Genomic DNA, 23,844 nt, shown 5'->3' on the forward strand with positions numbered 1-23,844 from the left:
AGCAGGAACCCGATGACGCAGAGCAGTGCCGTGACCGACACGATCGTGACTTTCCCCGCGGGCGGGCTGCGCGGTGACGCGCGGATCCTGCAGATCGAGAGTCGCCAGGACGGGGCTGTCATCGTGCTGGATGCGACTCCGTTCCACCCGGTCGATCACACGTGGCCCGATCAGCCGGGGGACACGGGTGCGCTGGTCAGCGAGGCCGGCCGGGTACTCGTCACAGACACGGAGATGGCTGCGCGCAGTGACGCGGGTGAGTTCGCGCTCGGCGCGGAGATTCCAGTTCGGCGGGGGAGTGAAGGGTGGAGCTGGTTCGTCGCGCATCGGATCGAGACGGCGGATGCTCCGGCCTGGCTCGCCGCCGGATCGACGGTCGTCGCGGAGGCGGATGCTGAGCGACGTGCGGCGCTCAGTCGCGGGCATACGGCTTGTCATCTGGCGTCGCTCGCCTTGGACCTGGCGCTCGCCGATCTGTGGCGGAAGGACCCGGGAGCGGATGCGCTGGGAAGCCCGGATTTCGAGGGGCGCGCGAACCAGTCCAGCCGTATCCACGACGACGGCAGCGTGGACGAGTACCGGCTCGGAAAGAGCCTGCGCAAGGCCGGCTTCGATACGGAGACGTTCGTCGCGACGCTCGTCGAGCGCCAGGAGCGCATCAACGCGCAGCTCGCGGCGTGGGTGGCGTCCGGTGCCCGCAGCCGGATCGAGGTCGACGGGCCGACCATCGTCGATCGCCGTCGTTGGCATTGCGAGCTGCCCGAAGGAGAGGCCGTGATCCTCTGCGGCGGGACTCACGTGGCATCGCTCGCGGAGTTCTCGGCCATCTCGGTGTCGCTCGATCTCAGCGATCCGCAGCTGCTGGTGATGACGACGACAGCGGTTCCTGCGGTCTGAGGCGAGTCACCACATCGCGCGCAGGACTCGTACCGTATCCGCCTGAGTCAACTGTGCACGTCGTGCGGCAGCGGCCAGGGCGCGGGCGGCATCCGCGACATCCTGCGATACGGCGGTCGCAGAGCGGCTCACTCGCGTCCCGGCGCCGATGCGCGATTCGACGAGTCCCTCCGCCTCCAGCTGCTTGTATGCCTTGGCGACCGTTCCAGGCGCGATGCCGAGATCGGACGCGAGCTGGCGTACCGAGGGGAGCCTTTCGTCGGACGCCAGACCGCCCGTTGTGATGAGACCCCGAAGTTGGCTGTGCACCTGTTCCGCTGGCGTTCCGCCCGTGGGCGAGACGACGATGATCATGAGGCACGCACCGGCGAGGTGCGTCGTGATCTGACCGGGACCGCCGTGAGAGCGGTGAGGATCCACAGCGTCAGGCCGAGGGCGAGCGTGAGCGCGGCAGACGTGTGCAGAGCGGGCCCGAGTGCCGCAAACGGAGTGCCGGTCGCGACCGACCCGAGCTCGGTTGTACTCGTTGATCCGCGCAGCGAGGCTGTCCCGCCCAGCGAGGTCAGCACCGTGGAGAGATGGACCAGTAGTGCAGCGCACGTGACCCGCCCGATGTTGTCTGCGCGAAGGCGGCGGACTGCGGCGTCGTGCGTCAGATCGTCGTTCCATGCGGTTCGAGGAATGACGGCCCACGCGATCGAGGCAGTGACCACGAGGGCAGCGAGTCCGAACAGGGCCGGCACGGAGTAGTACCAGCCGTAGATCCCGGTCCCCATTTCCATCGAGCCCAGGGTGATCGAATAGAACGTGTAGTGACCTTCGAAATCTGGCCGGGAAGCCACTCCCGCAGCGATCGACAAAGCGAGGATGATCGCGACGAGCACGCCTGCCCCGGCGATCCACCATGGTGAGAGGAAAGACAGCACTGTGCGGCGGGATACCTGGGCGGTCGCCCTCGTGCGCTGTGACGATGGCGGGACCATCAGCAGGAGTACGGCGACGATGCCGAGGGCCAGCGGAAGCATCGCACGGAATCGCAAGTCCAGCGTGATCACGAGCGGAAACCAGAACCCGAAGACGCGGAGAAGCACGAAAGCGAGTGCCGGAATGCCGCCGGCGATAGCCGTGAGCAGCGCCGTCCGTGCGCTCAGCGGTGGAACCGTTCGCAGGATCAGGAAGCGGATGCAGGGGGCGGCAATCACGGCGAGAGCGATCGGGCCCACAGCGATCAGGATGAACGTGAACATCGATCCCTCCAGAATGTGCCAATCAATTGATACATAATGTACTGATTGGTCGATACATTGCAAGCGGGTCGGTTCTCCGCGTCAGTCGTCGACGGGAATTGCGACTTCTCCGAGCTTCGCGCCGAGTCCGGCGGCGAGGACGTGAGCCTGCGCGAGCGGCATCCATCGGCAGGTCCATGTCTGTTTCCCTCCGCCGCCATCGGGGTCGCCCTCGCCGGCAACCCACGAAGCGCGAGTGTCCGCCTCGTCGACGCGCATCACGAAGAAGTGTCTCCTCGCGATCTCGGACCGGGTCGGCGCGAGGTCATAGTCCGCGGTGCCGAGAGCAGAGAAGATCTCCCCGCGCAGCCCGGTCTCCTCGAAGAGCTCCCGCACGGCAGCTTCGTCTGGTGATTCTCCGGGGCGAACCGTCCCCGCAGGCACCTGCACGCCGGTCGCGGTCAGGGGTACGTCGTCATGTGTGAAGACCAGCAGGTGATTGTCGGAGATGACGTAGCAGACGGCTTTCTCGACGACCGCTCTGCCCGGAGTCGGAAGTATCCGGATCGCATCGCCCAGTATCCGCAGCACCCCCGGATGCAGCGGCAATGCGGCCAGTTCGGACGGGGCGAACCAGCCGACCTCGACGATCTCCTCCTCCTCGAGGGTGAGGGCTGTCCCGGCCGGTAACTCGCATTCGTACGCGATGGTGGTGTAGCCGACGTGGTCGCCGTTGGGGTACTCGACGACCAGATCGGGGCCGCCATAGGCGCCGATGAGGGTGCCGACCGTAGTCCCGATGCCCAACTCTTCGAGTACTTCGCGGGCGACGGCATCCTGCGGACTCTCGCCCGGCTCGATGCCACCGCCGATCAGACCCCACATGTCGGAGCCGTGCTGTCGGGCGAGCAGGAACCGGTCGCCGTCATGGATGATCGCGGTGATGGCGGGGAGCAGCAGCAGATCATGGCCCACGTGCGCCCGGAGCTTCTCGACGTATGGTGACTTCGGCATGCAGGCGAGCCTACGTCGAGGTGCCCTCCACGAGCATTGATCACAGACCCGACGAGGCGTCAGAATGCGGCGAGGGCCTCGGAGAGCATCCGATGCCCCTGGGCCTCGAACTCCTCGTCGCCAACCTGGAAGGCCCAGCAGGCTGTGCCCACCGCCTCCTTGAGCTGGTCCCATCGCCATTGAGCCGCATCGCGAGGGTCTTCGCCATAGCCTTCGAAGAACGCCCGCTCGAGATCCGGCCTGCCGCGCCACTGTTGGGCTGCGAGACGCGCAAGATCGCTCGACGCCGGCCGGAAGGCAAACCGACCGAAGTCGATGATGCGCACGACACCGCTGTCGATCAGCCAGTTCCTCGGCTGCCAGTCACCGTGCGTCGGCACGACGGGCACCGGACCCGCCGGCGCATCCGCAAGCGCGCGCCGCGCTGCCTGCTCCTTCTCTCGGTTGATGCGATGCGGCCGATCGAGCCAGGCCAGAGCGCGTGCTGCCGTGTCGGCCGCGATCTCAGGGTCGATCCGCGCCTCGACGTCATGCAATCGCCGAAGTAGCGCGCCGGCTTGGACGTAGGTCGGACGATCCCACTCCGCTTCTGTGCCCTCGACCAACCCGCCCGGCAGGTAGTCGAGCACCATCACACGCAGTGACGAGTCGGCATCGCGCAAGCGGGCTGCGTGTCCGCTCGCCACCAGATCCCGGGTGTACGTCGGATGCGCCGAGACCTCGCGCTCGATGTGATGGTTCGACTCCCCACCGGCTTTGACAATGACATCGCCGTCAGAGGTTCGTACGTGCAGCACGGTCGATTCGACGAGATCCCAGGACATGTCGCGCACGAGTTCGGCGCCGCGAACGCGTACCGAGGCCCACTGCGACTGCGCCGGCGACAGCCGCTGGTGCCAATCGCTCACAACGAGAACTCCAGCTCACCCTTCGCGATGTCCGCGCGGACGAGCGTCAGCGACACGGTGTCGCCGGGCGCGGTGCCCGCAGGCACGGGAGCGGACGCTGTCACCGTGGGTTCCGCGATCTGGATCGTCGCTCGCCCTTCCCGCAGTTCGATCACTGTCGCTTCGATCACGGACCCGACGAGTGGCGTGAGCAGGGCGGCTTCGACGCAGTTGATCGTGGCATTGTTCAACTGCGACGCGCGTTGTCCGGATGCCTGCATCAGGCCGGGCAGCTCGTCGAGAGACTCCCGTACCCAGTTGGGAACATCCTTCTCGTTCGAGACGGCGAGGCATATCGTCAGCACCCACCGGTCGACGAGACGCCGCAGCGGTGCGGTGGCGTGCGCGTAGGGGGCGGCGATCGCCGCCTGTTCGGCATCCGCTGGCGAAGTGCCGTCGAAGGGGAGGTAGCCGGCGCCGCGGAACAGCATCGCGGCCGCTTCGAGCACCGGCAGGGTCATCGGATCGTCTCGATCGAGAGTGCGCAGGTATTCGCCGTATCGTCCTGTCGTCCAGGGGCGGCCGAGCGCCTCGGTCTGACGGCGGAAGGTCGCGAACGATTTCTCGTCAGGCTGCGGCATGGTGCGCAGGATGCCCACACCGGCATCCAGCATCAGCGAGGCAGCGGCCATCCCGGTCATCAGCGAGAGCTGGGCGTTCCATTCCTCGATGGGCAGAGGTCGCCGCCGCTCCATGGCGTACCCGCCGTCGGCGGTGCGCACGACCTCGTCGTCGGGGAGGTTCAGGCTCGCGCCTCCTCGCAGACGCTCCTGTTCCAGCCGCAGTGCACCGATCTCAGGCAGGAGCGCCGCGGGTCCGTTTTCACCACGGTCCAGCGCCTGCTGAGTGCTGACGTAGTCCAGTTGCACCCGCGACCGGATGAGTGTGCGCTCCAGCCGGAACTCGGTGACCACTCCGGCCTCGTCGAGTTCGAATGTCCACACCAGCGCGGGCCGGTCGACGTCGGGCAGAAGTGAGACGCGATCTTCGCTCAGGACGGGTGGATGCAAGGGGATCGTGCCGTCCGCCGCGTACAGGGTCTGGCCGCGCAATCGAGCCTCGGCGTCGACGGCGCCGCCCGGCACGACGAAGCCGGGGACGTCCGCGATCGCATAGCGCACCGTGTATCCGGTGCCGTTGCGTGCGAGGTGGAACGCCTGGTCCAGGTCGCGTGCGCCGGCCGGATCGAGTGTTGCGAACGGGGTGTCTCGCAGGTCGAGCTCGGGTGTCGGTGCGGTTGCGGCTTCGGCCTCTGCGAGGACGGATGCTGGGAACTCGACCGGTGCGTCCAACGAGGTCCGAAGCGCTGCGAGGGCCGCTGCCAGCTCGGTCTGCGCGGCGGAGGGAGCGACGTGTGATCGGCGTTGAGGCATGAATCCACACTATGCGGCTGCTGGTGTACCCACGCCGATGCGGCACGGCAACCGACCTGACCGTGGCGGTTCTCGGCGATTCGTGGGCGGCCTCGCTCCACCCGCGGCCTCAGAAGGGTGGTGGGGTGTCGTCTTCGGTGAAGGTGACGGTGTTCTGGGATGGGGGTCGGTCGAGGTAGACCTTCCCGGTGGGGCTGGTCCACGCGAAGATGCCGGCGCCTTGTTGTTCGACGTGCCATGGGGAGTGGTGTTTGAGGACGTGATGTCGGCGGCAGAGGTCGCCGAGGTTCGCCTCGGTGGTGGCACCGCCGAGGGCGGCATCCTGGTTGTGGTCGAGGTCGCAGTCTCGGGCGGGGAGCCCGCAGGTCGGGAAGCGGCAGCGTTGATCGCGGGCTTTCAGGTGGCGTTTGAGGTGTGCGGAAGGGCGGTACCGGTCGACGGCGAGGAGGGCGCCGGTGATCGGGTGGGTGAGGATCCTGTCGCACCCGGATGCCGCACCGGCCAGCCGACGGGCGGTGGCTAGGTCGATCGGGGTGCGGCCGTTCAGCTCAGCCGGAGTCGTGCCGGTACCCATCAGCGTCGTCACCGGGACGGTCACGGACACGTGCGCGGTGACGGTGGCGAGGAGCCCGTCGGGGGTGTCGTGCCCGGCGGGTGTTCCGGTGAGGAGCAGGTCGAGGGCGAGGTCGCAGCGGAGTTGATCGAGCGTGCGCGGGTCGGGAGCATCCGCACCGTCGCCAGCACCCTGCACCTCCTTGGCCATCCCGGTGAGCCGCCCGAATGCACCGTGCACGAGCGCCGCCGGGCCTGACAGGCCGAACTCGGCCATCCCGTCGGCCTTGTCTTTCACCCAGGCGCCGCGCCGGTCGCGAGCATCCTGATGCCGGTCCTCGATCGATCGGGGCTGGAATCGTTCCGCGACTCGGCGAGCCATCCGCCCCACCCGGTTCGGGGACTCGGTCTCCGCGAACCCGATCATCTGCTCCGCGTACGCATTTCGATCGGCAGCATCGTCGAGGTGTGCACCGGCGTCGACGATGACCCGGGCATGTGAGGCACTGATCCGTCCCGCACCCTGCGCCTGCCACACCGACGGGAACTGTTCCACCAGGAACGACGCTTCCGCGATCCGGCGTTGCACGGTGCGGTCACTGACGCGCAGCGCGGCAGCGATCTCGGCGGAGACCGTCCGCAGCGCCATGTCGCCGTAGTCGGAGTGCTCCGCCTGCTGCGCGACTTCCAACGCGAGGCGCGAGCCGAGGGTGAGAAGCCCGTCGCGTGCGGCCTGCAACTGGCTGATCGTGCGCTCGATCTCCACGACAGAATCGGTGAGCGCGCCCAGCGCGTCCACCTGCTCCACTGTCGCATCTATCAACGCCGTCATAACCCAAGTACACCAGGGGCCACCGACATTCAAACCCCAGATCCAGGCTGAAAACACCCAACCGGATCACGACTGGATAACGACTCGAACGTGAGCGAAACGAGTGTTCCGGAACCGCGTCCCACCTCACGAACCGTCACTGTTTCGCCGTCTGTCGCTGCGGCGTGATGCCCATCCCGACATAGTCTGAGCAAAGAACGCGTCTCAAGCCGAGCTTGGCTGGGGTCGGTCAGTCGCTGCGAGGGTAGATCCCAGTGGAGTTCTCGTGATCGCGATCGTGGTTGAGCCCTCGCCGGAACCGTCGAGCGCTGGCGTATCGGACGCGTACGATGACCGCATGATGACTGAGCGAGTGGACAGCCGGTTGAACCGATTGTGGACTCCGATCGCGCGTCGAATGACCGTGATCGCTCTAGCGGTGGCCGTGCTCTTCTTCGTCGCGCGGTTCGGTCTGATCGAGGTCTTCACGGCCTGGAATCGGACACAGTTCGCCAGCCGACCCGAGCTTGAGAATTGGGTGTTGCCTGGCTACGGCGTCGAGACACCGGCAACACTGTGGGCTGGCGCGATCGCCCTTGCCTTTTTCGTCATCGTCGCTTTCCTCGCAACGCGGCTCCCACGTCGACCTGGTAAACAAGCACGCTGACTCATAGCGCGCGCCGGCAGAGGATGAGAGACGTGCTGATCATGATTCTGAAGCCGGTTGCGGCCAGGCGGCCCATCCTTCGGCACAGTCGCGAGGATCCGCTTCGCGGTCTTGAGGCGATCGGCGGGCAGACCCTGGGCGCGAGATAGTCCCGAGCACGTGCCGTCGGGATCGTACTCAGGCCGAAGTGGGACGGGTGCGCGCCCGCACGTGCATCCGTTCACCGTGCTTGCCGAACAGGCTCACGATCTCCACGGGCGCGGTGCCGGTCGAGCCGAACCAGTGCGGGTTCTTCGTATCGAACTCCGCGACCTCACCAGGGCCCATCACGATGTCATGATCGCCGAGGAGGAGTCGCAGGCGACCGTCCAGGACGTAGATCCACTCGTAGCCTGGGTGCGTGCGGAGCACCGGCTCGCGTTCCGTCGCAGGGATCGTGATCTTGAACGCCTGCGGTTCTCCTCGCGATGCCGACAGGCGCGTGAGGATCCGTCCGTCGGCGCGAGTCTCTCGCTGCGTGACGCGAGGGTCTTCGATGCGCGGTGAGCGCACGATCTCGTCGAAAGGCACGCCGAGGGCGGCCACGACCGGCAGCAGGAGCTCGAGGCTCGGCCGGCGCTGGCCCGATTCGAGCCGAGACAGCGTGCTCTTGGAGATGCCGGTCTCCGCAGCGAGCTCCTCGAGCGTGATGCCCTTCTTCTGACGTGCGTGGCGAAGTCGAGGTGCGACCTGGCTGAGCTCGTTCTCGATGCGTTGCGTTGTGCTCACGTGCCGAGCGAAGCACACCGTCCCACTTTCGGCAACAGAATTCCCGAACGCCGGATAGTGGTCGCCATGTTGACCGTATGAACAGGAACGATCTCCACGACGTGATCATCATCGGAGCAGGTGCAGCAGGCCTCAGCGCCGGCCTCGTGCTCGCGAGAGCCCGGGCGAACGTGCTGGTGATCGACAGCGGCGCGCAGCGGAACGCTCCGGCAACCCATATACACGGCTTCATCACTCGCGACGGCATCCCTCCAGCCGAATTCCTCGCCACGGGCGGTGACGAGCTGGCGCACTACGGCGCTTCCCTTCTCCGCGCCGGAGTGGAAGCGTCGATCGCGAAAGCGACGGCACGTTCATCGTCTCGACGGACACGCGCGACGAGAAAGCACGTGCGATCCTGATCGCCACAGGTCTCATCGATGAACTGCCCGACATTCCCGGCGTGGGCGAGGGGTGGGGCACTTCGGTGCATCATTGCCCGTACTGCCACGGCCATGAAGTGCGCGGGCGGAATATCGCTGTCATCGGCGGGGTTATGCGCGACATGTCCATCAAACAGGCGGGTCTGCTGCGCAGCTACAGCGACCGCGTCTCGTTCATCACGAACGGAATCGAGCTCTCCGAGACGGAACTGCACAGGCTCACGTCTTTCGGCGTGCACGTGATGGACGAGGTCGTTTCTCACCTGAGCGGTGACGACGGACGCGTGAAGATCGCCCTCGACGCCGGTGGGGTCGTGGATTGCGAGGCGGTGTTCATCGCACCACGACAACGTCCGCATGACGAGCTTCTGCGCGCCCTCGGCTGCGACGCCGACGACACCAGCGGGCTCGTCCGCACGGACGGCTTCGGCCAGACCAGCGTGCCCGGCGTCTGGGCAGCCGGCAACGTGGTGACTCCCACGGCTCAGGTCATCACCGCAGCGGGCGCCGGAAGCGCCGCGGCCATCGCCATCAACGGATGGCTTCTGCAACTGAATCTCGACGCCGCTGCCGCGGCGTGAGCTCCGACAACCATCGAAAGGCCTCCATGTCCCAGTCTGCGCCCACCGAGATCGCGCCTCCCGTCGACGCCCCGCGCCCGCCTTCCGTGCACGTGCGCGCGATCATCACCTGGCTCGCCATCTTTCCGCTCGTCACCCTCGGCCTCTTCGCCATCGCGCCCTTCGCCGAAGGATGGAACCCCGTACTGCGCGCGTTCGCCCTCACCATCGTCGTCGTCCCGGTGGCCGTCTACCTCGTCGTCCCGCAGCTCATGCGGGCCTACGGCGCGCTCGTCCGCCGCGCACGCCGATGACTGACGGGCTGAAGCCCCTCATCCGCCCGGCACGGGCGACGTCGCGTTAGCGTTGAGCCATGACCACTGCATCCAAAGCTCAGACCCTTGTCGGACTCTACGAGGCGCCGCAGATCCTCCGCGTCGTCAACGTCTGGGACGTGGTGTCGGCGCGAGCCGTCGCCGGCCTTCCTGAGACCACCGCGATCGCCACTGCGGGACACGGCATCGCCGCGACGTTCGGATATGCGGACGGTGCGATTCCCCGCGACCTGATGATCGACATGGTCGGCAGGATCGCCGCCGCCGTGGAGCTGCCGGTGACGGCAGATCTCGACGACGGCTACGGCGACGCGGGGGAGACCACGCGCCTCGCCATCGCCGCAGGGGTCGTCGGCGCCAACGTCGAGGACCGCCTCAAGCCCCTGGACGAGTCCGTGGCGGACGTCGAAGCGATCATCAAGGCCGCCGAGGCCGAGGGTGTTCCGTTCGCGCTCAACGCCCGCACCGACGCTTTCGTCCGCGCCGGTCACCGACCGATCGAGGAGAGCATCGCCGATGCGATCCAGCGAGGCCGCGCCTACCTCGACGCCGGTGCGACCTGCGTCTTCGTGCCGGGGCTGCTCGACGCGAATGTGACCCGCCAGCTCGTCGACGGCATCGGCGAGCGCAAGATCAGCGTGATCGGGGTACCAGGGGCTCTCGCTGCGTCCGCGTATGAGACGCTCGGTGTCGCCCGCATCTCATTCGGGCCGCTCCCGCAGCGTGTGGCGCTCACGGCGTTGCAGGAACTCGCCTCCAGCCTCTACGCCGGTGGCGTCGTCCCGGCAGGGCTGCCCGCTCTGAACTGAGCGCATCTCGCGAAGAAAAGCGAGTGATCACGGGTCACTAGACTTGGCCCGTGGTCACTCGTCTTTCGAACTTCTTCCTCCGTACGCTGCGTGAAGACCCCGCTGACGCGGAGGTCACCAGCCACCGCCTGCTGGTACGCGCCGGCTACATCCGCCGCGCCGCTCCTGGCGTCTTCACATGGCTGCCACTGGGACTGAAGGTCAAGGCCAAGATCGAGCGCATCGTCCGTGACGAGATGGCGAACGCCGGTGCGCAGGAAGTGCATTTTCCCGCGCTACTGCCCCGCGACCCCTATGAGCAGTCGGGCCGGTGGGAGTCCTACGGCGATGGCATCTTCCGTCTCCAGGACCGCAAGGGCGCCGACTACCTGCTCGCTCCGACGCACGAGGAGATGTTCACTCTCCTGGTCAAAGACCTGTACTCCTCGTACAAGGACCTTCCGCTGACGATCTATCAGATCCAGGACAAGTACCGCGATGAGGCTCGTCCCCGCGCCGGCCTCCTGCGCGGCCGCGAGTTCACGATGAAGGATGCGTACTCGTTCGATGCTTCGGATGCCGGGCTCGAGATCAGCTACCAGTCGCAGCGCGATGCCTACGAGCGGATCTTCCAGCGTCTCGGCCTCGAGTACGTGATCGTCGCGGCCGACAACGGCCTCATGGGCGGCGCGCGCAGCGAGGAGTTCCTGCACCCGACACCGGTCGGCGAAGACACGTTCGTGCGTTCTGACGGCGGCTACGCCGCGAACGTCGAGGCGTTCACGACGGCCGTGCCGGACGCGATCCCCTTCGACGCGGATGCCGCGCCGGTGATCTTCGACTCCCCGAACACGCCCACCATCGAGACTCTCGTCGCGCACTGCAACGCCCACCTCGAAGGGGAGTACACCGCCGCCGACACACTGAAGAACGTCGTCCTGGCACTCACCCACCTCGACGGCACGCGCGAGCTGGTCATCGTCGGCATCCCCGGTGATCGAGAGGTCGACGAGAAGCGTGCCGAGGTGGCTTTCGCCCCCGCCGCTGTCTCGACTGCCACCGAGGACGACTTCGAGAACAACCAGCTTCTGGTCAAGGGGTACATCGGGCCGTGGTCGCCGACCGGCGCCGTCCTCGGCGAGGAGTCCGCCACCGGCATCCGCTACCTCGTCGATCCGCGCGTGAGCGAGGGGACGAGCTGGATCACCGGCGCGAACATGGACCAGAAGCACGCGCACTCGGTCACCGCCGGCCGTGACTTCATCGCCGACGGCGTCATCGAGATCGCGAACGTCCGCGCCGGCGACCCCGCCCCCGACGGTTCAGGTCCGGTGGAATTGGCTCGCGGCATGGAGATCGGCCACGTCTTCCAGCTCGGCCGCTTCTTCGCGGAGACGCTCGGACTGAAGGTCCTCAACGAGAACGGCAAGCTCGTCACCGTCACCATGGGCTCGTACGGCATCGGCGTCACCCGCATCCTTGCGATCATCGCCGAACTGAACAACGACGAGAAGGGCCTCATCTGGCCGGCATCCGTCGCTCCCTTCGACGTCCACGTCGTCGCCGCGGGCCGCGACCAGGTCGCATTCGACGTGGCCGAGGACATCGCGGCTCAGCTCGAGTCCGCACGCCTCGATGTGCTCTACGACGATCGTCCCAAGGTGTCTCCCGGCGTGAAGTTCGGCGATGCGGAGCTCGTCGGCGTCCCGAGGATCGTGATCGTCGGCCGAGGGGCCGCCGAGGGCCAGGTCGAGCTCTGGGACCGCAGTACCGGTGAGCGCGAGACGGTCTCGGTCGCGGAGGCCATCGCGGCTCTCTCTGCCGGCTGAGGGGCAGGGGTGTCGCGCCGGGTCGCTCGCGCCCGTCTGCAGCGGACGTGACAGGCTGGGGTCATGAGCGACGCACTGACTTCGGATGCCCTGGATGCCGACCTCGCGAAGGTGCTCGATGAGGCGGGTATCCGCACCAATCGATCGCTGATCACCAGGATCCTGCGCAGCGGAGTCCTGCTGGGGCAGGACGCCACGTCGCGCCTGGATCTGAAGATCGCCTCGGCGGCGCTTGCGGAGATGCGCGATGCGTTCCGGCTGTTCCAGCCGTACGAGCACATCCCCAAGGTCACCGTGTTCGGATCGGCACGCACTCGGCAGGAGGATCCGCTCTACGAGCAGGCGCGAGACGTCGCGGCTGCTCTCGCGGCCCAGGGCTGGATGGTCGTCACCGGCGCGGGCCCCGGGATCATGCAGGCGGCCGCGGAGGGGGCGGGCAGCGAACGCGCGATCGGAGTGTCGATCCGCCTGCCGTTCGAGGAGAAGCCCCTGGAGACGCTGACGAACGACTCCCACACCGTGCAGATGAAGTACTTCTTCACACGCAAGCTGATGCTCATCAAGGAGTCCCTCGGCTTCATCTGCCTTCCCGGCGGGTTCGGGACGATGGACGAGATGTTCGAGCTGCTCACCCTGCAGCAGACCGGCAAGGCCGAGCCGATGCCGATCGTGCTCCTCGACGAGCCGGGCGGCGACTTCTGGCAGGGGCTCAAGCGCTTCATCGAAGAGCAGATGGTCCCCGCCGGGGTCATCTCACCTCACGACTTCGACCGGGTGCTCGTCACCGACTCCGTCGATGCGGCCGCCGCCGCGATCACCGGGTTCTGGCGCAACTACGACTCGCTGCGCTGGGTCGGAGATCAGCTGGTCCTGCGACTGCGGGCGGAGCCGACGGATGCGGATGTCGCAGCGCTGAACCAGGAGTTCGGCGGTCTGCTGTCCGAAGGGGTGATCGAGCGCATCGAACCGGTCCAGGCCGAGGTGGTCGACCGTGATCTCCTCGAACTGCCAAGGCTCGGATTGCGGCTGCGTCGGCGTGAGGTCGGTGCCCTCTACCGACTGATCGGTGCGATCAACGCGCTTCCCTCCGCACCCTGAGGACCTGTCAGTCGGTGTCGGTCTGCTCGCGCGCCGCGATGCGCCCAGCGAAGTCACTCATCGCGATCGGGCGGTTCAGAATCCTCTCGGCCGCGCGATGCCCGGAGTACAGCGCCGCGCCCACCGTCGCCGGTTCGTCGCCCCACGTCGCCTCGCCCGCGAAGTGCAGCACGCCGTCGACCGGACCGGCCAGCGCATCGTGATCACGGTGGGAAGAGCCGACGGCGAGGTGGGAGTAGGAGCCGAACGAGAACGGGTCATCGCCCCAGTGCGTGATCCAGTGCGCGACGGGCCTCCCCACGCGCTCGCCGTACATCGCGCGCAGACTGGCGAGTGCGTCGTCGATCACCGCGTCGTCGGACCGCCCCTGCTGATACCGGCCGAAGGGTCCGGCGGCGAAGGTCAGCAGCGTCGGGCGTCCGCTGACCGCGGAGACGTCGTACCAGGAGTGCCAGTGCTCGCCGGCCTCACCGAGGGCGCGCAGCACGTAGCTGTCCTCCGACCAGAATCGCGCCGGGAACTGCAGGAAGAGTTTGTTGAAGACGCCCATGCCCAGGCGCGCGATGGGTCCGGCGACCTGCTCGGGCAGCGCCGGTTCGAACTCGATCGCTCCTGTCTTGAGCACGCCGAGCGGAACTGTGACGACGACGTGGCTCGCCGCGAAATCACCCCGATCGGTCGAGACCACCACGCCGTCGCGAGAACGGCTGACCCGGGTGACGACGTGGTCGAGCCGTACGTCGAGTCCCCGGGCGATCCGCTGCGGCAGCTCGTCGTACCCGCGGGGGAAGATCACCTCATCGCCCTCGATCGCATCCTCGTCGAGGCCGTGCGCGTCGAGATCTCCGATCCAGGCACCGCACTGCTCCTCGACACGGTGCCGGAAGAACTCGCGCACCTCGTCGATGCGCTCCGGCGTCCAGCCTGAACGGTCCAGAACCCGCTCGGTGACGTCGAGATACGTGTCGCCGGGCGCGGAGCGCGCGATCTCATCGGCCAGCGCGAGGTCGGCCCACGCGACGTCGGCGACCCAGCGCTCGGTGGCCTCGGCATCCATCGGGTCGCCATCGCCGTCGAAATTCTCGATCGGCCGGCCGCCGGCCTGGAAGCTCCCGACGGTGAACTCGATCGTGGGGATGCCGAGCGTCCGGACCAGATCCCAGAGCGGCGAATCGGTGATCCCGTGGATCCACGAGGCGCCGAGATCGACGGCGAAGCCGGCGGAGCGGTCGGTGTGCATCCGACCGCCGATGCGATCGCGTGCCTCGAGGAGGAGCACGCGCCGGCCGGCATCCGCCAGCATCCGGGCGCTGGTCACGCCCGACATCCCGGCCCCGATGATGATCGTGTCGAACGCGGTCACTGGTCCTCCTGGGGCCCCGGGGCGGCGGGCGGCGGTCCCGTGCGTCGCGCCGAGCGGTGGCCACAGGGTATCGTGGTACGGATGTCGGCGTGTGAACAAGCGCCGACGAGAGCTGAATAGGGAGTCGTCATGGACATCGAACTGAGTCTGCTGCGTGGGATCGAGAAGGAGAAGGCGATCCCCTTCGACGAACTCGTCCGGATCATCGAACAGGCCGTCCTGACCGCTTACTCGAAGCATGTCGCCGCCGATGGGACCACGCCGGAGGGCGTCCGCGTCGAACTCGACCGCAAGTCCGGCCACGTCGCCGTGCTGCAGGTCGTCAAGGACGAAGAGGGCGCGATCATCGGCGAGGAGGATGCCACCCCCGACGACTTCGGACGTATCGCGGCCTTCGCGGCGAAGCAGGTCATCAGCCAGCGGCTGCGCGACATCGCCGACGACGTCGTACTCGGAGATTTCAAGGACAAGGAAGGCGACATCGTCGCCGGTGTCATCCAGCAGGGGCCGAATCCGCGGATGATCCACGTCGATCTCGGCGCCGTCGAGGCGATCCTCCCTCCTGAGGAGCAGGTGCCCGGCGAGGAGTACACCCACGGTTCCCGCATCCGCGTCTACGTCACCAGCGTCGCCAAGGGCATGAAGGGCCCGCAGATCACCGTCTCGCGCACGCACCCCGGACTGGTCCGCAGGCTGTTCGCGCTCGAGGTGCCCGAGATCGCGGCGGGTCTCGTCGAGATCGTCGCGCTCGCCCGCGAGGCGGGGCACCGCACGAAGATCGCGGTGAGGTCGGACGACCCCTCCATCAACGCCAAGGGCGCGTGCATCGGCGAACTCGGCCGGCGCGTGCGGGCGGTGACCGAGGAACTGGCGGGGGAGAAGATCGACATCGTCGATTACAACCCCGAGCTCGCGGCTTTCGTGGCCAACGCGCTGTCACCGGCGAAGGTCACCAGCTCGTTCATCCTGGATGCCGGAACCAAGGCTGTGCGGGCCCTCGTGCCCGACTACCAGCTGTCGCTCGCCATCGGCAAGGAAGGCCAGAATGCACGTCTGGCGGCCAAGCTGACCGGCGCGAAGATCGACATCCAGCCGGACAGCGTCCTGGACTGAGCCGATGGCCTGCGCAGAGACTCTCGGCGGCGCGGTGTAAGATGGAACCCGTACGAACGTGCGTCGGCTGTCGCACCCGTGCTTCTCGCTCCGCCCTCCTCAGGGTGGTTTCCCAGAACAACATCCTCATCATCGATGAGCGTGCGGTTCTGCCGGGGAGAGGCGCGTGGCTGCATCCGACGCAGGAATGCATGGATGCCGCGCTGCGGCGCCGCGCTTTCGCACGAGCCCTCCGTGTGTCCGCACCACTGGACACGCAGACCATCGAACAATACCCACCAAGAAACAAAGGCTGATACGGCTATGGAAACAAAGTGAACGGCTCGAAATGAGACCCGTCCGCGACTAGTGGTCTGCCCTGTCTGGGTGGACCGACCCTGACAGGAGAATTGTGGCTGGAAAACCACGCGTACACGAGATCGCCGCCGAACTTGGCGTCGACAGCAAGGTCGCTCTTGCAAAGCTGAAGGAACTCGGCGAATTCGTCAAGAGTCCTTCCTCGACCATCGAACCGCCGGTGGCGCGCAAGCTGCGCGCCGCGATCGAGGCCGACGGCGCTGCGAAGCCCGCAGAAGCCGCGGCCCAGCCGGCCGCCAAGGCCGCGTCGGCCAAGCCCGGAGCTGCAAAGCCCGGTGCGGCGAAGCCGACCGGCCCGACCCCGGGACCGAAGCCCGGCCCCAAGCCCGCTCCGGAGGCTCCCGCCCCCGCAGCACCCGCCCCCGTCGCTGAGACGCCTGCTCCGGCTGCGCAGGATGCTCCGGCTGCTGCGAAGGCGGAAACCGCGACGCCGAAGGCCGACGGCGCGGCTCCCACACCTGGCGGGCCTCGTCCCGGCAACAACCCGTTCTCCTCGGCGCAGGGCATGGGCCAGCGACCGGCTGGTCCGCGTCCCGGCAACAACCCCTTCGCTTCGGCGCAGGGGATGGGCCAGCGTCCGAGTCCGACGCCCGGCAACATCCCGCGTCCGCAGGCTCCGCGTCCCGGCGCTCCGCGTCCGGGTGCACCCCGCCCAGGCGGTCCTGCTCGTCCCGGCGCTCCGCGCGGCGGACAGGGTGGCGGTCGTCCCGGTGGCGCACCGTTCCAGCAGCGTCCAGGCGGCCCCGGTCGTCCCGGCGGCGCAGGCGGCCCCGGTGGCGCAGGCGGACCCGGTGCACGTCCCGGCGGCGGTGGCGGTTTCGCCGGTCGTCCCGGTGGCGGCGGTGGTCGTGGCCGTGGTCCCGGCGGCGGTACCGCAGGTGCCTTCGGCAAGGGCGGCGGCAAGAGCAAGCAGCGCAAGTCGCGGCGGGCGAAGCGGCAGGAATTCGAGATGCGGAGTGCCCCGGTCGTCGGTGGCGTCAACGTCACCCGCGGCAACGGCGAGATCATTCGCATGCGTCGTGGAGCGTCCATCGCGGACTTCGCCGACAAGATCGAGACGCTGACCGGTTACACGGTGCAGCCCGGAACCCTCGTCACCATCCTCTTCAACCTCGGCGAGATGGCCACGGCCACCGAGTCGCTGGATGAGGCGACGTTCGAGGTGCTCGGCGCCGAGCTCGGCTACAAGATCCAGATGGTCTCGCCCGAGGACGAGGACAAGGAGCTCCTCGAGGGCTTCGGTCTCAACCTCGAGCAGGAGCTGGAGGAGGAGAACGAGGACGACCTCGAGATCCGTCCGCCGGTCGTCACCGTCATGGGTCACGTCGACCACGGTAAGACCCGGCTCCTCGACGCGATCCGTCAGACCAACGTCATCGAGGGTGAAGCCGGTGGCATCACCCAGCACATCGGTGCCTACCAGGTCTGGACCGAGCACGAGGGCATCGAACGCGCCATCACCTTCATCGACACCCCTGGTCACGAGGCGTTCACCGCCATGCGTGCCCGTGGTGCGCAGGTCACCGACCTCGCGATCCTGGTGGTCGCGGCCGACGACGGCATCATGCCGCAGACGGTCGAGGCGCTCAACCACGCCCAGGCGGCCAACGTGCCGATCGTGGTCGCGGTGAACAAGGTCGACAAGCCCGACGCCAACCCGGCCAAGGTGCGCCAGCAGCTCACCGAGTACGGTCTGGTCGCCGAGGAGTACGGCGGAGACGTCATGTTCGTCGATGTCTCGGCCCGCGCCGGTACCGGCATCCAGGAGCTCCTGGACGCCGTGCTGCTCGCGGCCGACGCCGGCCTCGACCTGACCGCGAACCCGAACAAGTCCGCACGCGGCGTCGCCATCGAGGCGAAGCTCGACAAGGGCCGCGGTTCGATCGCGACGGTGCTCATCCAGTCCGGAACGCTGCGTGTCGGCGACTCGATCGTCGCAGGCACGGCATATGGCCGTGTCCGAGCGATGCTCGACGAGAACGGCGATGCGGTCGAAGAGGCCTACCCGTCCCGTCCGGTCCAGGTGCAGGGTCTGAACTCCGTGCCCCGCGCCGGTGACGTGTTCCTCGTCACCGACGAGGACCGCCTGGCCCGCCAGATCGCTGAGAAGCGTGAAGCGGTCGAGCGCAACGCGCAGCTGGCCAAGGCCCGCAAGCGCATCTCGCTCGAGGACTTCACCCGTGCACTCGAAGAGGGCAAGGTCGAGTCGCTCAACCTCATCATCAAGGGTGACGTGTCCGGTGCCGTCGAGGCGCTGGAGGAGTCGCTCCTCAAGATCGAGGTCGACGACTCGGTGCAGCTGCGCATCATCCACCGCGGTGTCGGTGCGATCACCGAGTCCGACGTCAACCTCGCGACGATCGACAATGCGATCATCGTGGGCTTCAACGTCCGCCCCGACACGAAGGCGCGCGAGCGCGCTTCTCGCGAAGGTGTGGACATCCGGTTCTACTCGGTGATCTACAACGCCATCGACGAGGTCGAGAACTCCCTCAAGGGAATGCTCAAGCCGGAGTACGAAGAGGTCCAGTCGGGTGTCGCCGAGATCCGCGAGGTGTTCCGCTCCTCGAAGTTCGGCAACATCGCCGGTGTCATCGTGCGGTCGGGAACGATCACGCGAAACGCCAAGGCTCGCGTCATCCGCGACGGAGTCGTCCTCGCGGACGGCCTCGCCATCGAGTCGCTCAAGCGATTCAAGGACGACGTCACCGAGGTTCGCACGGACTACGAGGCTGGTATCGGCCTCGGCAAGTTCAACGACATTCAGATCGGCGACGAGATCGAGACCATCGAACTCGTCGAGAAGCCTCGCGGCTGATCAGTTCGATATCTTCGGGCGAGGGTGCGCTGAGCATCCTCGCCCGAAGGCTTCGTGGAGAGGAAGAGAACAATGGCTGGTGAACGACAGGCCCGTCTCGCCGATCGCATCCGTGTGATCCTGGCTGAGCGTCTGGAGAAGGGGCTGCGCGACCCGCGTCTCGGATTCGTCACTCTCACCGATGTCCGAGTGAGCGGCGATCTGCAGCATGCCTCGGTGTTCTACACCGTGCTCGGCACGGAAGAGGAGCGCATCGCCAGCGGTGCGGCACTCGCATCAGCCACAGGGATGCTGCGCAGCGAGGTCGGACGGCAGCTGAGCACGCGCCTCGTGCCCACACTCGAGTTCATCCCTGATGCACTGCCGGAGAACGCCGACCACATCTCGGCTCTGCTGCGTCAAGCTCGCGAGCGCGATGCAGCTGTCGCCGGAATCGCCGCTTCGGCCGTGCACGCCGGCGACGCCGACCCGTACGTCAAGCCGCGGGAGCTCGACGACGACGAGGCGTGATCGCATCACCTCACCTTTGTAAGCGCTGCTAACATTTGTGACACGCGACGATGAGGTGAGCGGAGACAGGTGTGGCTGCGACGTATGCGAGCAGCGGAGGAGCGACGCGTTCGCACCGAAGCCCTGAGCTGGTCGGGCAATTGCTGGAGCACCTCCGGGAGCGGGATCTGCTGATCGCGCCCCATGTCGCGGCAGGTCTGTTCCGTGAACTCGACGGCGACACGCAGGCGATCGCAGAGGTCGCCGCGGAGCTCTCCGCCGGTGAACGTCGTGGAACCCGTGCGCTGCCGGATCCGCTTCCGCTGACCGCTGCGGTCGCCACCCGGTTCGCAGATCTCGTCCTGGCGCCGTGGGAGCGACGGACGCTGCTGGCTGCGGCCGTCGACGACCGCACCGAAGTGCTCCGTGCGGTGTCGGGGCGATCGATGGCGGACATCATCACCAGCGAGATCAGTTCCGGTCTGCTGCTCGTCGCCGGGCACTTCGCGTTCGTCGACCCTCGGCTGCGCATCTGGGTGCACGAGGGCGCCGGCCTGTCCGAGCGCACAGCGGTCCACGCCGCCCTGCACCGCGCATACGATCAGATCGGCGACGAGCGGCGTGCCCTCTGGCATCGGTCGCTGAGCACCATGCAGGGCGATTCCGCGCTGGTGCACCCGCTCCTGGAACTGTCGCGTCATGCCGCGGCCGAGGGAGACGCGACGCGCTCGTTCGCCGTGGCGAGGGAGGCGGCAGGTCACGCCGATACGGACGCCCTCGTCGAGGCGCGGATCGCTGCGGGGATGGCTGCGCTCCGCGGCGGGTGGGTGGATGATGCCGCCGACCTGCTCGGCGCCGTGGTCGACGAGGACTCCCGACGCGACAGACGCCCCGACGGCGTGGCCGCAGCAGGGCTCGTCGTGGCGAATACGCTGCGCAGCGGGACCGTCCCGGTCGTCGATGCTGCCCGTCTCCGGCCGGTTGATGCCGGAGTCGGGATGTGGCGCGACTGGGGACGACTCGCCGCGGTGGCGGCGATGCTGAGCACGGAGCGCAACGCCGGCGCGGAGAGCAGGAAGTGGGCGGCGATGGCCCACGAGGCCGATGCGGCATGCACGGCAGGAGGTGCGCTGAGCGGCCCCGCCGACGCCTGGGCGGCGATGGTCGTCGGTGATGAAATCACGGAGATCCGCGGTGATGCGCCGCTCCGGCGCATCCTTCTGGCACTGCGGAGCGGGCTCTCGGGCGACACCGCAGGCGGACTCCAGCTGCTGGCCGCAGACGACCGGATCGACGGCCGAGGAACGGACACGCGAGGATTCGATCGCAGTCCGGTGGTCGAGGCCTACCGGGCGACAGCCGTGGCACTGCTGCGCCTCTGGTCCGGAGACCTGCGTGCCGCGCACGAGGTCCTCATGCGCGCGGCGGTCTCAGTGCCGCTCGCGCTTCCATTCGCCGGCCTCGCCGTCGCGTTGATGCGCCTGGTGGAACAGGCCAGGACGGGATGCCGGAGTGCCGTGTCCGAGGCGCTCGAGTTCGCTCTGCCGCAGGCGCTGCACAGCGACCACCTCGTGGAGGACGGGATCAGCGCGTACCTGGAAGGTCGGTTCGACGAGGCGGCGACGCACGTGCGGTTGTGGGCTGATCGCGACGCCCCCGCCTTCTGTCTCGGTCTGCCCGGCCTGGACGAGGTGGGCCCTGTCACTCTTCCGAATCTCATCGAGCCCGAGGACATCACCGCAGCACGCCGCCTTCGCATCCAGATCCGCGCGGCGCGCGTGAATGCGTGGGGACAGGACTACCAGGCGGCCGCCGACGCCGGCCGCATGATCAGATCGTCGTTCGAGCGCGGCAGGGTCGAGGCGCTCCTCGGCACGACCTGCGTCACGCGCGGCGATCTGGGCGCCGGAGTACGGCATCTGCAGGCGGCACGGAGTCTGTTCGCCGCGTCGGGCGCCGACGCGTGGAGATCTGCCGTGGATGCCCGGCTGCTGCGCCTCGGGGAGCTGGTCACGGAGAGGTCCAGCCTGCCGACGGCTCCCATCCCGGTATGCTCCGCCGACCCCTTGGCGGCGTGCCGTGCGGCGTGGGAACCGGTGCTCACCGATCGAGAACTGCAGGTCGCGATGCTCGTGGCCGAGGGAAACAGCAACCGTGAGATCGCATCGCGGCTGCACGTGTCGGTGCGGACCGTGGAGGTCCATGTCGGACGGCTGTTCGTGAAGTTCGATGTGCGCACACGCGCTGAGCTCACGGTGCTGGCTCATCGGACGAACCAGTACGCCTGAGCGTCCGTCGATGCGGGACACCCGTGCGCCGCGCGCATGACGGCCCCATGTGGTTAACCCCGATGCGCCCCCGGGAACGCCGTCAATAGCGTCAGACCACCGCATCTCCCGCTCGTCATCGAGTACGGGAGGGAACAGGATGCGGATGCTCCGGCATCCGCCCGACGAAGGAAGATCATGACGAGACCTGAACGATCCCGGCGCGGCATCGCCGCCGCGCTCGCGACGCTGGCCACGGCGGCGACCGTGGCCGCACTCGCCACCGTCGCCGCAGTGCCGGCCGCGGCTGCCACGGAGACCCAGAGCGTTTCGGCCGAGGAGCCGAGCGCGTTGAACGGCTACCGCACCGTCGGCTACTTCGCGCAATGGGGCGTGTACGGGCGGGGTTTCCAGGCGAAGCAGCTGGACGTGTCCGGTGCCGCCGCCGACCTCACCCACATCAACTACGCGTTCGGCAACATCCACCACGAGACCTTGAAGTGCTTCATCGCCAACAAGGCGCAGGGCACAGGCCCGAACGGCTCCGACGGTGCGGGTGATGCCTGGGCCGACTTCGGGATGGGGTATACCGCGGCGAACTCGGTCTCGGGGGTCGCCGACAGCTGGGACCAGCCGCTGGCCGGGTCTTTCAACCAGCTCAAGCAGCTCAAGCAGAAGAACCCGGACCTCAACGTCATGCTGTCGCTCGTCGGCTGGACCTGGTCGAAGAACTTCTCGGCGGCCGCTGCGACCGACGCAACCCGGAAGACGTTCGTCTCCAGCTGCATCGACCTCTACATCAAGGGCAACCTGCCCGTCATCGACGGACGCGGCGGCCCCGGAGCTGCTGCCGGAGTCTTCGACGGCTTCGACATCGACTGGGAGTGGCCCGGCTCGCAGAACGGCGAGGTCGGGAACATCGTGGACGAGGCGAACGACAGGGCGAACTTCAAGGCCCTGCTGAAGGAGTTCCGCACGCAGCTGGATGCGCTGTCCGTCACGACCGGAAAGGACTACCAGTTGTCGGCGTTCCTGCCGGCGAATCCGGCCGACATCGAGGCCGGAGGATGGAACGACCCTGCGCTGTTCGGCTATCTCGACTTCGGCAACATCCAGGGTTACGACCTTCACGGCGCGTGGGACGCGGGACTCACCGGCCATCAGGGCAACCTGTACGACGACCCCGCCGACACCCGCGCGGAGGCCAGGCAGTTCAGCGTCGATCAGAGCGTGCGCGAATATCTCAAGACCGGGATCGACCCGGCGCAGCTCGGCATGGGTCTCGCCGCCTACGGGCGAGGCTGGCAGGGAGCGACATCCGCGGACGCCTGGGGTCCGGCGACCGGGGCGGCGCCGGGGACGTGGGAGAAGGGCAACGAGGACTACGACAAGTTGAAGAGCCTCGGCACCGGCCACTACGACGCGACGATCGGCGCCGCATGGCGCTACGACGGCAGCCAGTGGTGGAGCTACGACGACACCCGCAGCGTCACGCAGAAGGCCGCATACATCGTCGAGCACGAGCTGGGCGGCGGTATGTGGTGGGAGCTCTCCGGAGACCGCCAGGGCGAGCTGATCGGCACACTCGCCGATCAGCTGCGCGCGGCGACGCCCGGCGGAGCGACCGATCCCACGGACCCGACGGATCCGACGGACCCGACCGATCCCACAGACCCGACCGATCCCACAGACCCGACCGATCCCACAGACCCGACCGATCCCACAGACCCCGGCACGTGTGACGCTGCGGCATGGTCTTCGACGGCCGTCTACACCGGCGGCGCAGCGGTCTCGCATGGAGGATCCGAGTACACCGCGAAGTGGTGGACCCAGGGTGACACTCCGGGAACGAGCGCGGTGTGGGCGCTCGTCGAGGCGTGTGGGACGGACCCGACGGACCCGACGGACCCGACGGATCCGACTGATCCCGGTGTCTGCGATGCGGCGGCCTGGTCGCCGGAGGCGGTCTACACGGGCGGCGCGACCGCGTCCTACCAGGGTTCTGAGTACACCGCGAAGTGGTGGACGCAGGGGGAGGCGCCCGGTTCAGTCGAGTGGGGAGCATGGGGTCTGACCGGCACGTGCTAGCGGCCTGACCAGACCGAAGGGTGCCCCGGGCCGCGGTCCGGGGCACCCTTCTGTCCGGCGTA

The 23,844-nt window shown here is 67.7% G+C and carries 22 protein-coding genes; 14 read left to right on the top strand and 8 right to left on the bottom strand.

Going from position 1 to position 23,844, the window contains the following annotated elements; all coding sequences use genetic code 11:
* Window positions 1-12: 12 nt before the first annotated feature.
* The gene (locus CUR96_RS03075) at window positions 13-897 is read left to right on the top strand and encodes a hypothetical protein (RefSeq protein WP_102191835.1); all 885 of its coding nucleotides are present in this window, start codon (window positions 13-15) and stop codon (window positions 895-897) included.
* Between the two features lie 6 nt (window positions 898-903).
* Here the strand turns inward: CUR96_RS03075 and CUR96_RS03080 are convergent, their stop codons facing one another.
* From CUR96_RS03080 to CUR96_RS03110, 6 genes are all read right to left on the bottom strand, one after another.
* A complete protein-coding gene (locus CUR96_RS03080) occupies window positions 904-1,251 on the bottom strand; it encodes a GntR family transcriptional regulator (RefSeq protein WP_102191836.1) in 348 nt (115 codons plus the stop codon).
* Window positions 1,248-2,144, bottom strand: coding sequence for a hypothetical protein (locus CUR96_RS03085; protein WP_102191837.1), 897 nt, complete (start codon window positions 2,142-2,144; stop codon window positions 1,248-1,250). The genes CUR96_RS03080 and CUR96_RS03085 overlap by 4 nt, the downstream gene beginning before the upstream one ends.
* 81 nt (window positions 2,145-2,225) lie before the next feature.
* The gene (locus CUR96_RS18740) at window positions 2,226-3,137 is read right to left on the bottom strand and encodes an NUDIX domain-containing protein (protein ID WP_245861066.1); all 912 of its coding nucleotides are present in this window, start codon (window positions 3,135-3,137) and stop codon (window positions 2,226-2,228) included.
* Window positions 3,138-3,196: 59 nt separating this feature from the next.
* On the bottom strand, window positions 3,197-3,961 hold the full coding sequence (locus tag CUR96_RS03100) for an aminoglycoside phosphotransferase family protein (protein WP_102192238.1): 765 nt from the start codon (window positions 3,959-3,961) through the stop codon (window positions 3,197-3,199).
* A gap of 80 nt (window positions 3,962-4,041) precedes the next feature.
* On the bottom strand, window positions 4,042-5,457 hold the full coding sequence (locus CUR96_RS03105) for an RNB domain-containing ribonuclease (protein WP_102191838.1): 1,416 nt from the start codon (window positions 5,455-5,457) through the stop codon (window positions 4,042-4,044).
* Between the two features lie 109 nt (window positions 5,458-5,566).
* Window positions 5,567-6,841 (bottom strand): HNH endonuclease signature motif containing protein, encoded by a 1,275-nt coding sequence (locus CUR96_RS03110; RefSeq protein ID WP_102191839.1) that lies wholly within the window; start codon window positions 6,839-6,841, stop codon window positions 5,567-5,569.
* A gap of 265 nt (window positions 6,842-7,106) precedes the next feature.
* Here CUR96_RS03110 and CUR96_RS03115 point away from each other — a divergent pair, with 265 nt between their 5' ends.
* Complete coding sequence (locus CUR96_RS03115) at window positions 7,107-7,487, top strand: hypothetical protein (protein ID WP_102191840.1); 381 nt, start codon at window positions 7,107-7,109, stop codon at window positions 7,485-7,487.
* A 177-nt stretch (window positions 7,488-7,664) separates the two neighbouring features.
* Here the strand turns inward: CUR96_RS03115 and CUR96_RS03120 are convergent, their stop codons facing one another.
* The gene (locus CUR96_RS03120) at window positions 7,665-8,255 is read right to left on the bottom strand and encodes a helix-turn-helix transcriptional regulator (RefSeq protein ID WP_102192239.1); all 591 of its coding nucleotides are present in this window, start codon (window positions 8,253-8,255) and stop codon (window positions 7,665-7,667) included.
* A 77-nt stretch (window positions 8,256-8,332) separates the two neighbouring features.
* On the opposite strand from CUR96_RS03120, the gene CUR96_RS18690 reads away from it, so the two are divergent.
* From CUR96_RS18690 to CUR96_RS03145, 6 genes are all read left to right on the top strand, one after another.
* Entirely contained in the window at window positions 8,333-8,656 is a 324-nt protein-coding gene (locus CUR96_RS18690) for an FAD-dependent oxidoreductase (protein WP_219721954.1), read from the top strand.
* Window positions 8,611-9,258 (top strand): NAD(P)/FAD-dependent oxidoreductase, encoded by a 648-nt coding sequence (locus CUR96_RS03125; protein WP_219721956.1) that lies wholly within the window; start codon window positions 8,611-8,613, stop codon window positions 9,256-9,258. The genes CUR96_RS18690 and CUR96_RS03125 overlap by 46 nt, the downstream gene beginning before the upstream one ends.
* 26 nt (window positions 9,259-9,284) lie before the next feature.
* Window positions 9,285-9,551 carry a hypothetical protein gene (locus tag CUR96_RS03130; RefSeq protein ID WP_102191841.1) on the top strand — a complete coding sequence of 89 codons (267 nt, stop codon included), beginning with the start codon at window positions 9,285-9,287 and terminating at the stop codon, window positions 9,549-9,551.
* A 59-nt stretch (window positions 9,552-9,610) separates the two neighbouring features.
* Complete coding sequence (locus CUR96_RS03135) at window positions 9,611-10,381, top strand: isocitrate lyase/PEP mutase family protein (protein ID WP_102191842.1); 771 nt, start codon at window positions 9,611-9,613, stop codon at window positions 10,379-10,381.
* A gap of 50 nt (window positions 10,382-10,431) precedes the next feature.
* Entirely contained in the window at window positions 10,432-12,189 is a 1,758-nt protein-coding gene (locus CUR96_RS03140) for a proline--tRNA ligase (protein WP_102191843.1), read from the top strand.
* Window positions 12,190-12,252: 63 nt separating this feature from the next.
* The gene (locus tag CUR96_RS03145; protein ID WP_102191844.1) at window positions 12,253-13,287 is read left to right on the top strand and encodes a TIGR00730 family Rossman fold protein; all 1,035 of its coding nucleotides are present in this window, start codon (window positions 12,253-12,255) and stop codon (window positions 13,285-13,287) included.
* Window positions 13,288-13,294: 7 nt separating this feature from the next.
* On the opposite strand, the gene CUR96_RS03150 is transcribed toward CUR96_RS03145, so the two are convergent.
* The gene (locus tag CUR96_RS03150) at window positions 13,295-14,650 is read right to left on the bottom strand and encodes a flavin monoamine oxidase family protein (RefSeq protein ID WP_102191845.1); all 1,356 of its coding nucleotides are present in this window, start codon (window positions 14,648-14,650) and stop codon (window positions 13,295-13,297) included.
* A gap of 129 nt (window positions 14,651-14,779) precedes the next feature.
* Here CUR96_RS03150 and nusA point away from each other — a divergent pair, with 129 nt between their 5' ends.
* The 6 genes from nusA (at window position 14,780) to CUR96_RS03180 (ending at window position 23,782) form a co-directional block, all read left to right on the top strand.
* Entirely contained in the window at window positions 14,780-15,763 is a 984-nt protein-coding gene (gene nusA / locus CUR96_RS03155) for a transcription termination factor NusA (RefSeq protein WP_102191846.1), read from the top strand.
* 41 nt (window positions 15,764-15,804) lie between these two features.
* Entirely contained in the window at window positions 15,805-16,059 is a 255-nt protein-coding gene (locus CUR96_RS03160; RefSeq protein WP_102191847.1) for a YlxR family protein, read from the top strand.
* Between the two features lie 95 nt (window positions 16,060-16,154).
* Entirely contained in the window at window positions 16,155-18,938 is a 2,784-nt protein-coding gene (gene infB, locus CUR96_RS03165) for a translation initiation factor IF-2 (RefSeq protein WP_102191848.1), read from the top strand.
* 72 nt (window positions 18,939-19,010) lie between these two features.
* Window positions 19,011-19,448 carry a 30S ribosome-binding factor RbfA gene (gene rbfA, locus CUR96_RS03170; RefSeq protein WP_102191849.1) on the top strand — a complete coding sequence of 146 codons (438 nt, stop codon included), beginning with the start codon at window positions 19,011-19,013 and terminating at the stop codon, window positions 19,446-19,448.
* A gap of 71 nt (window positions 19,449-19,519) precedes the next feature.
* Entirely contained in the window at window positions 19,520-21,715 is a 2,196-nt protein-coding gene (locus CUR96_RS03175; RefSeq protein WP_102191850.1) for a helix-turn-helix domain-containing protein, read from the top strand.
* A 177-nt stretch (window positions 21,716-21,892) separates the two neighbouring features.
* The gene (locus CUR96_RS03180) at window positions 21,893-23,782 is read left to right on the top strand and encodes a glycosyl hydrolase family 18 protein (protein ID WP_281255040.1); all 1,890 of its coding nucleotides are present in this window, start codon (window positions 21,893-21,895) and stop codon (window positions 23,780-23,782) included.
* Window positions 23,783-23,844 lie beyond the last annotated feature (62 nt).

It is taken from the genome of Microbacterium aurantiacum (assembly GCF_002872075.1).
GTDB classification, from domain to species: domain Bacteria; phylum Actinomycetota; class Actinomycetes; order Actinomycetales; family Microbacteriaceae; genus Microbacterium; species Microbacterium aurantiacum_A.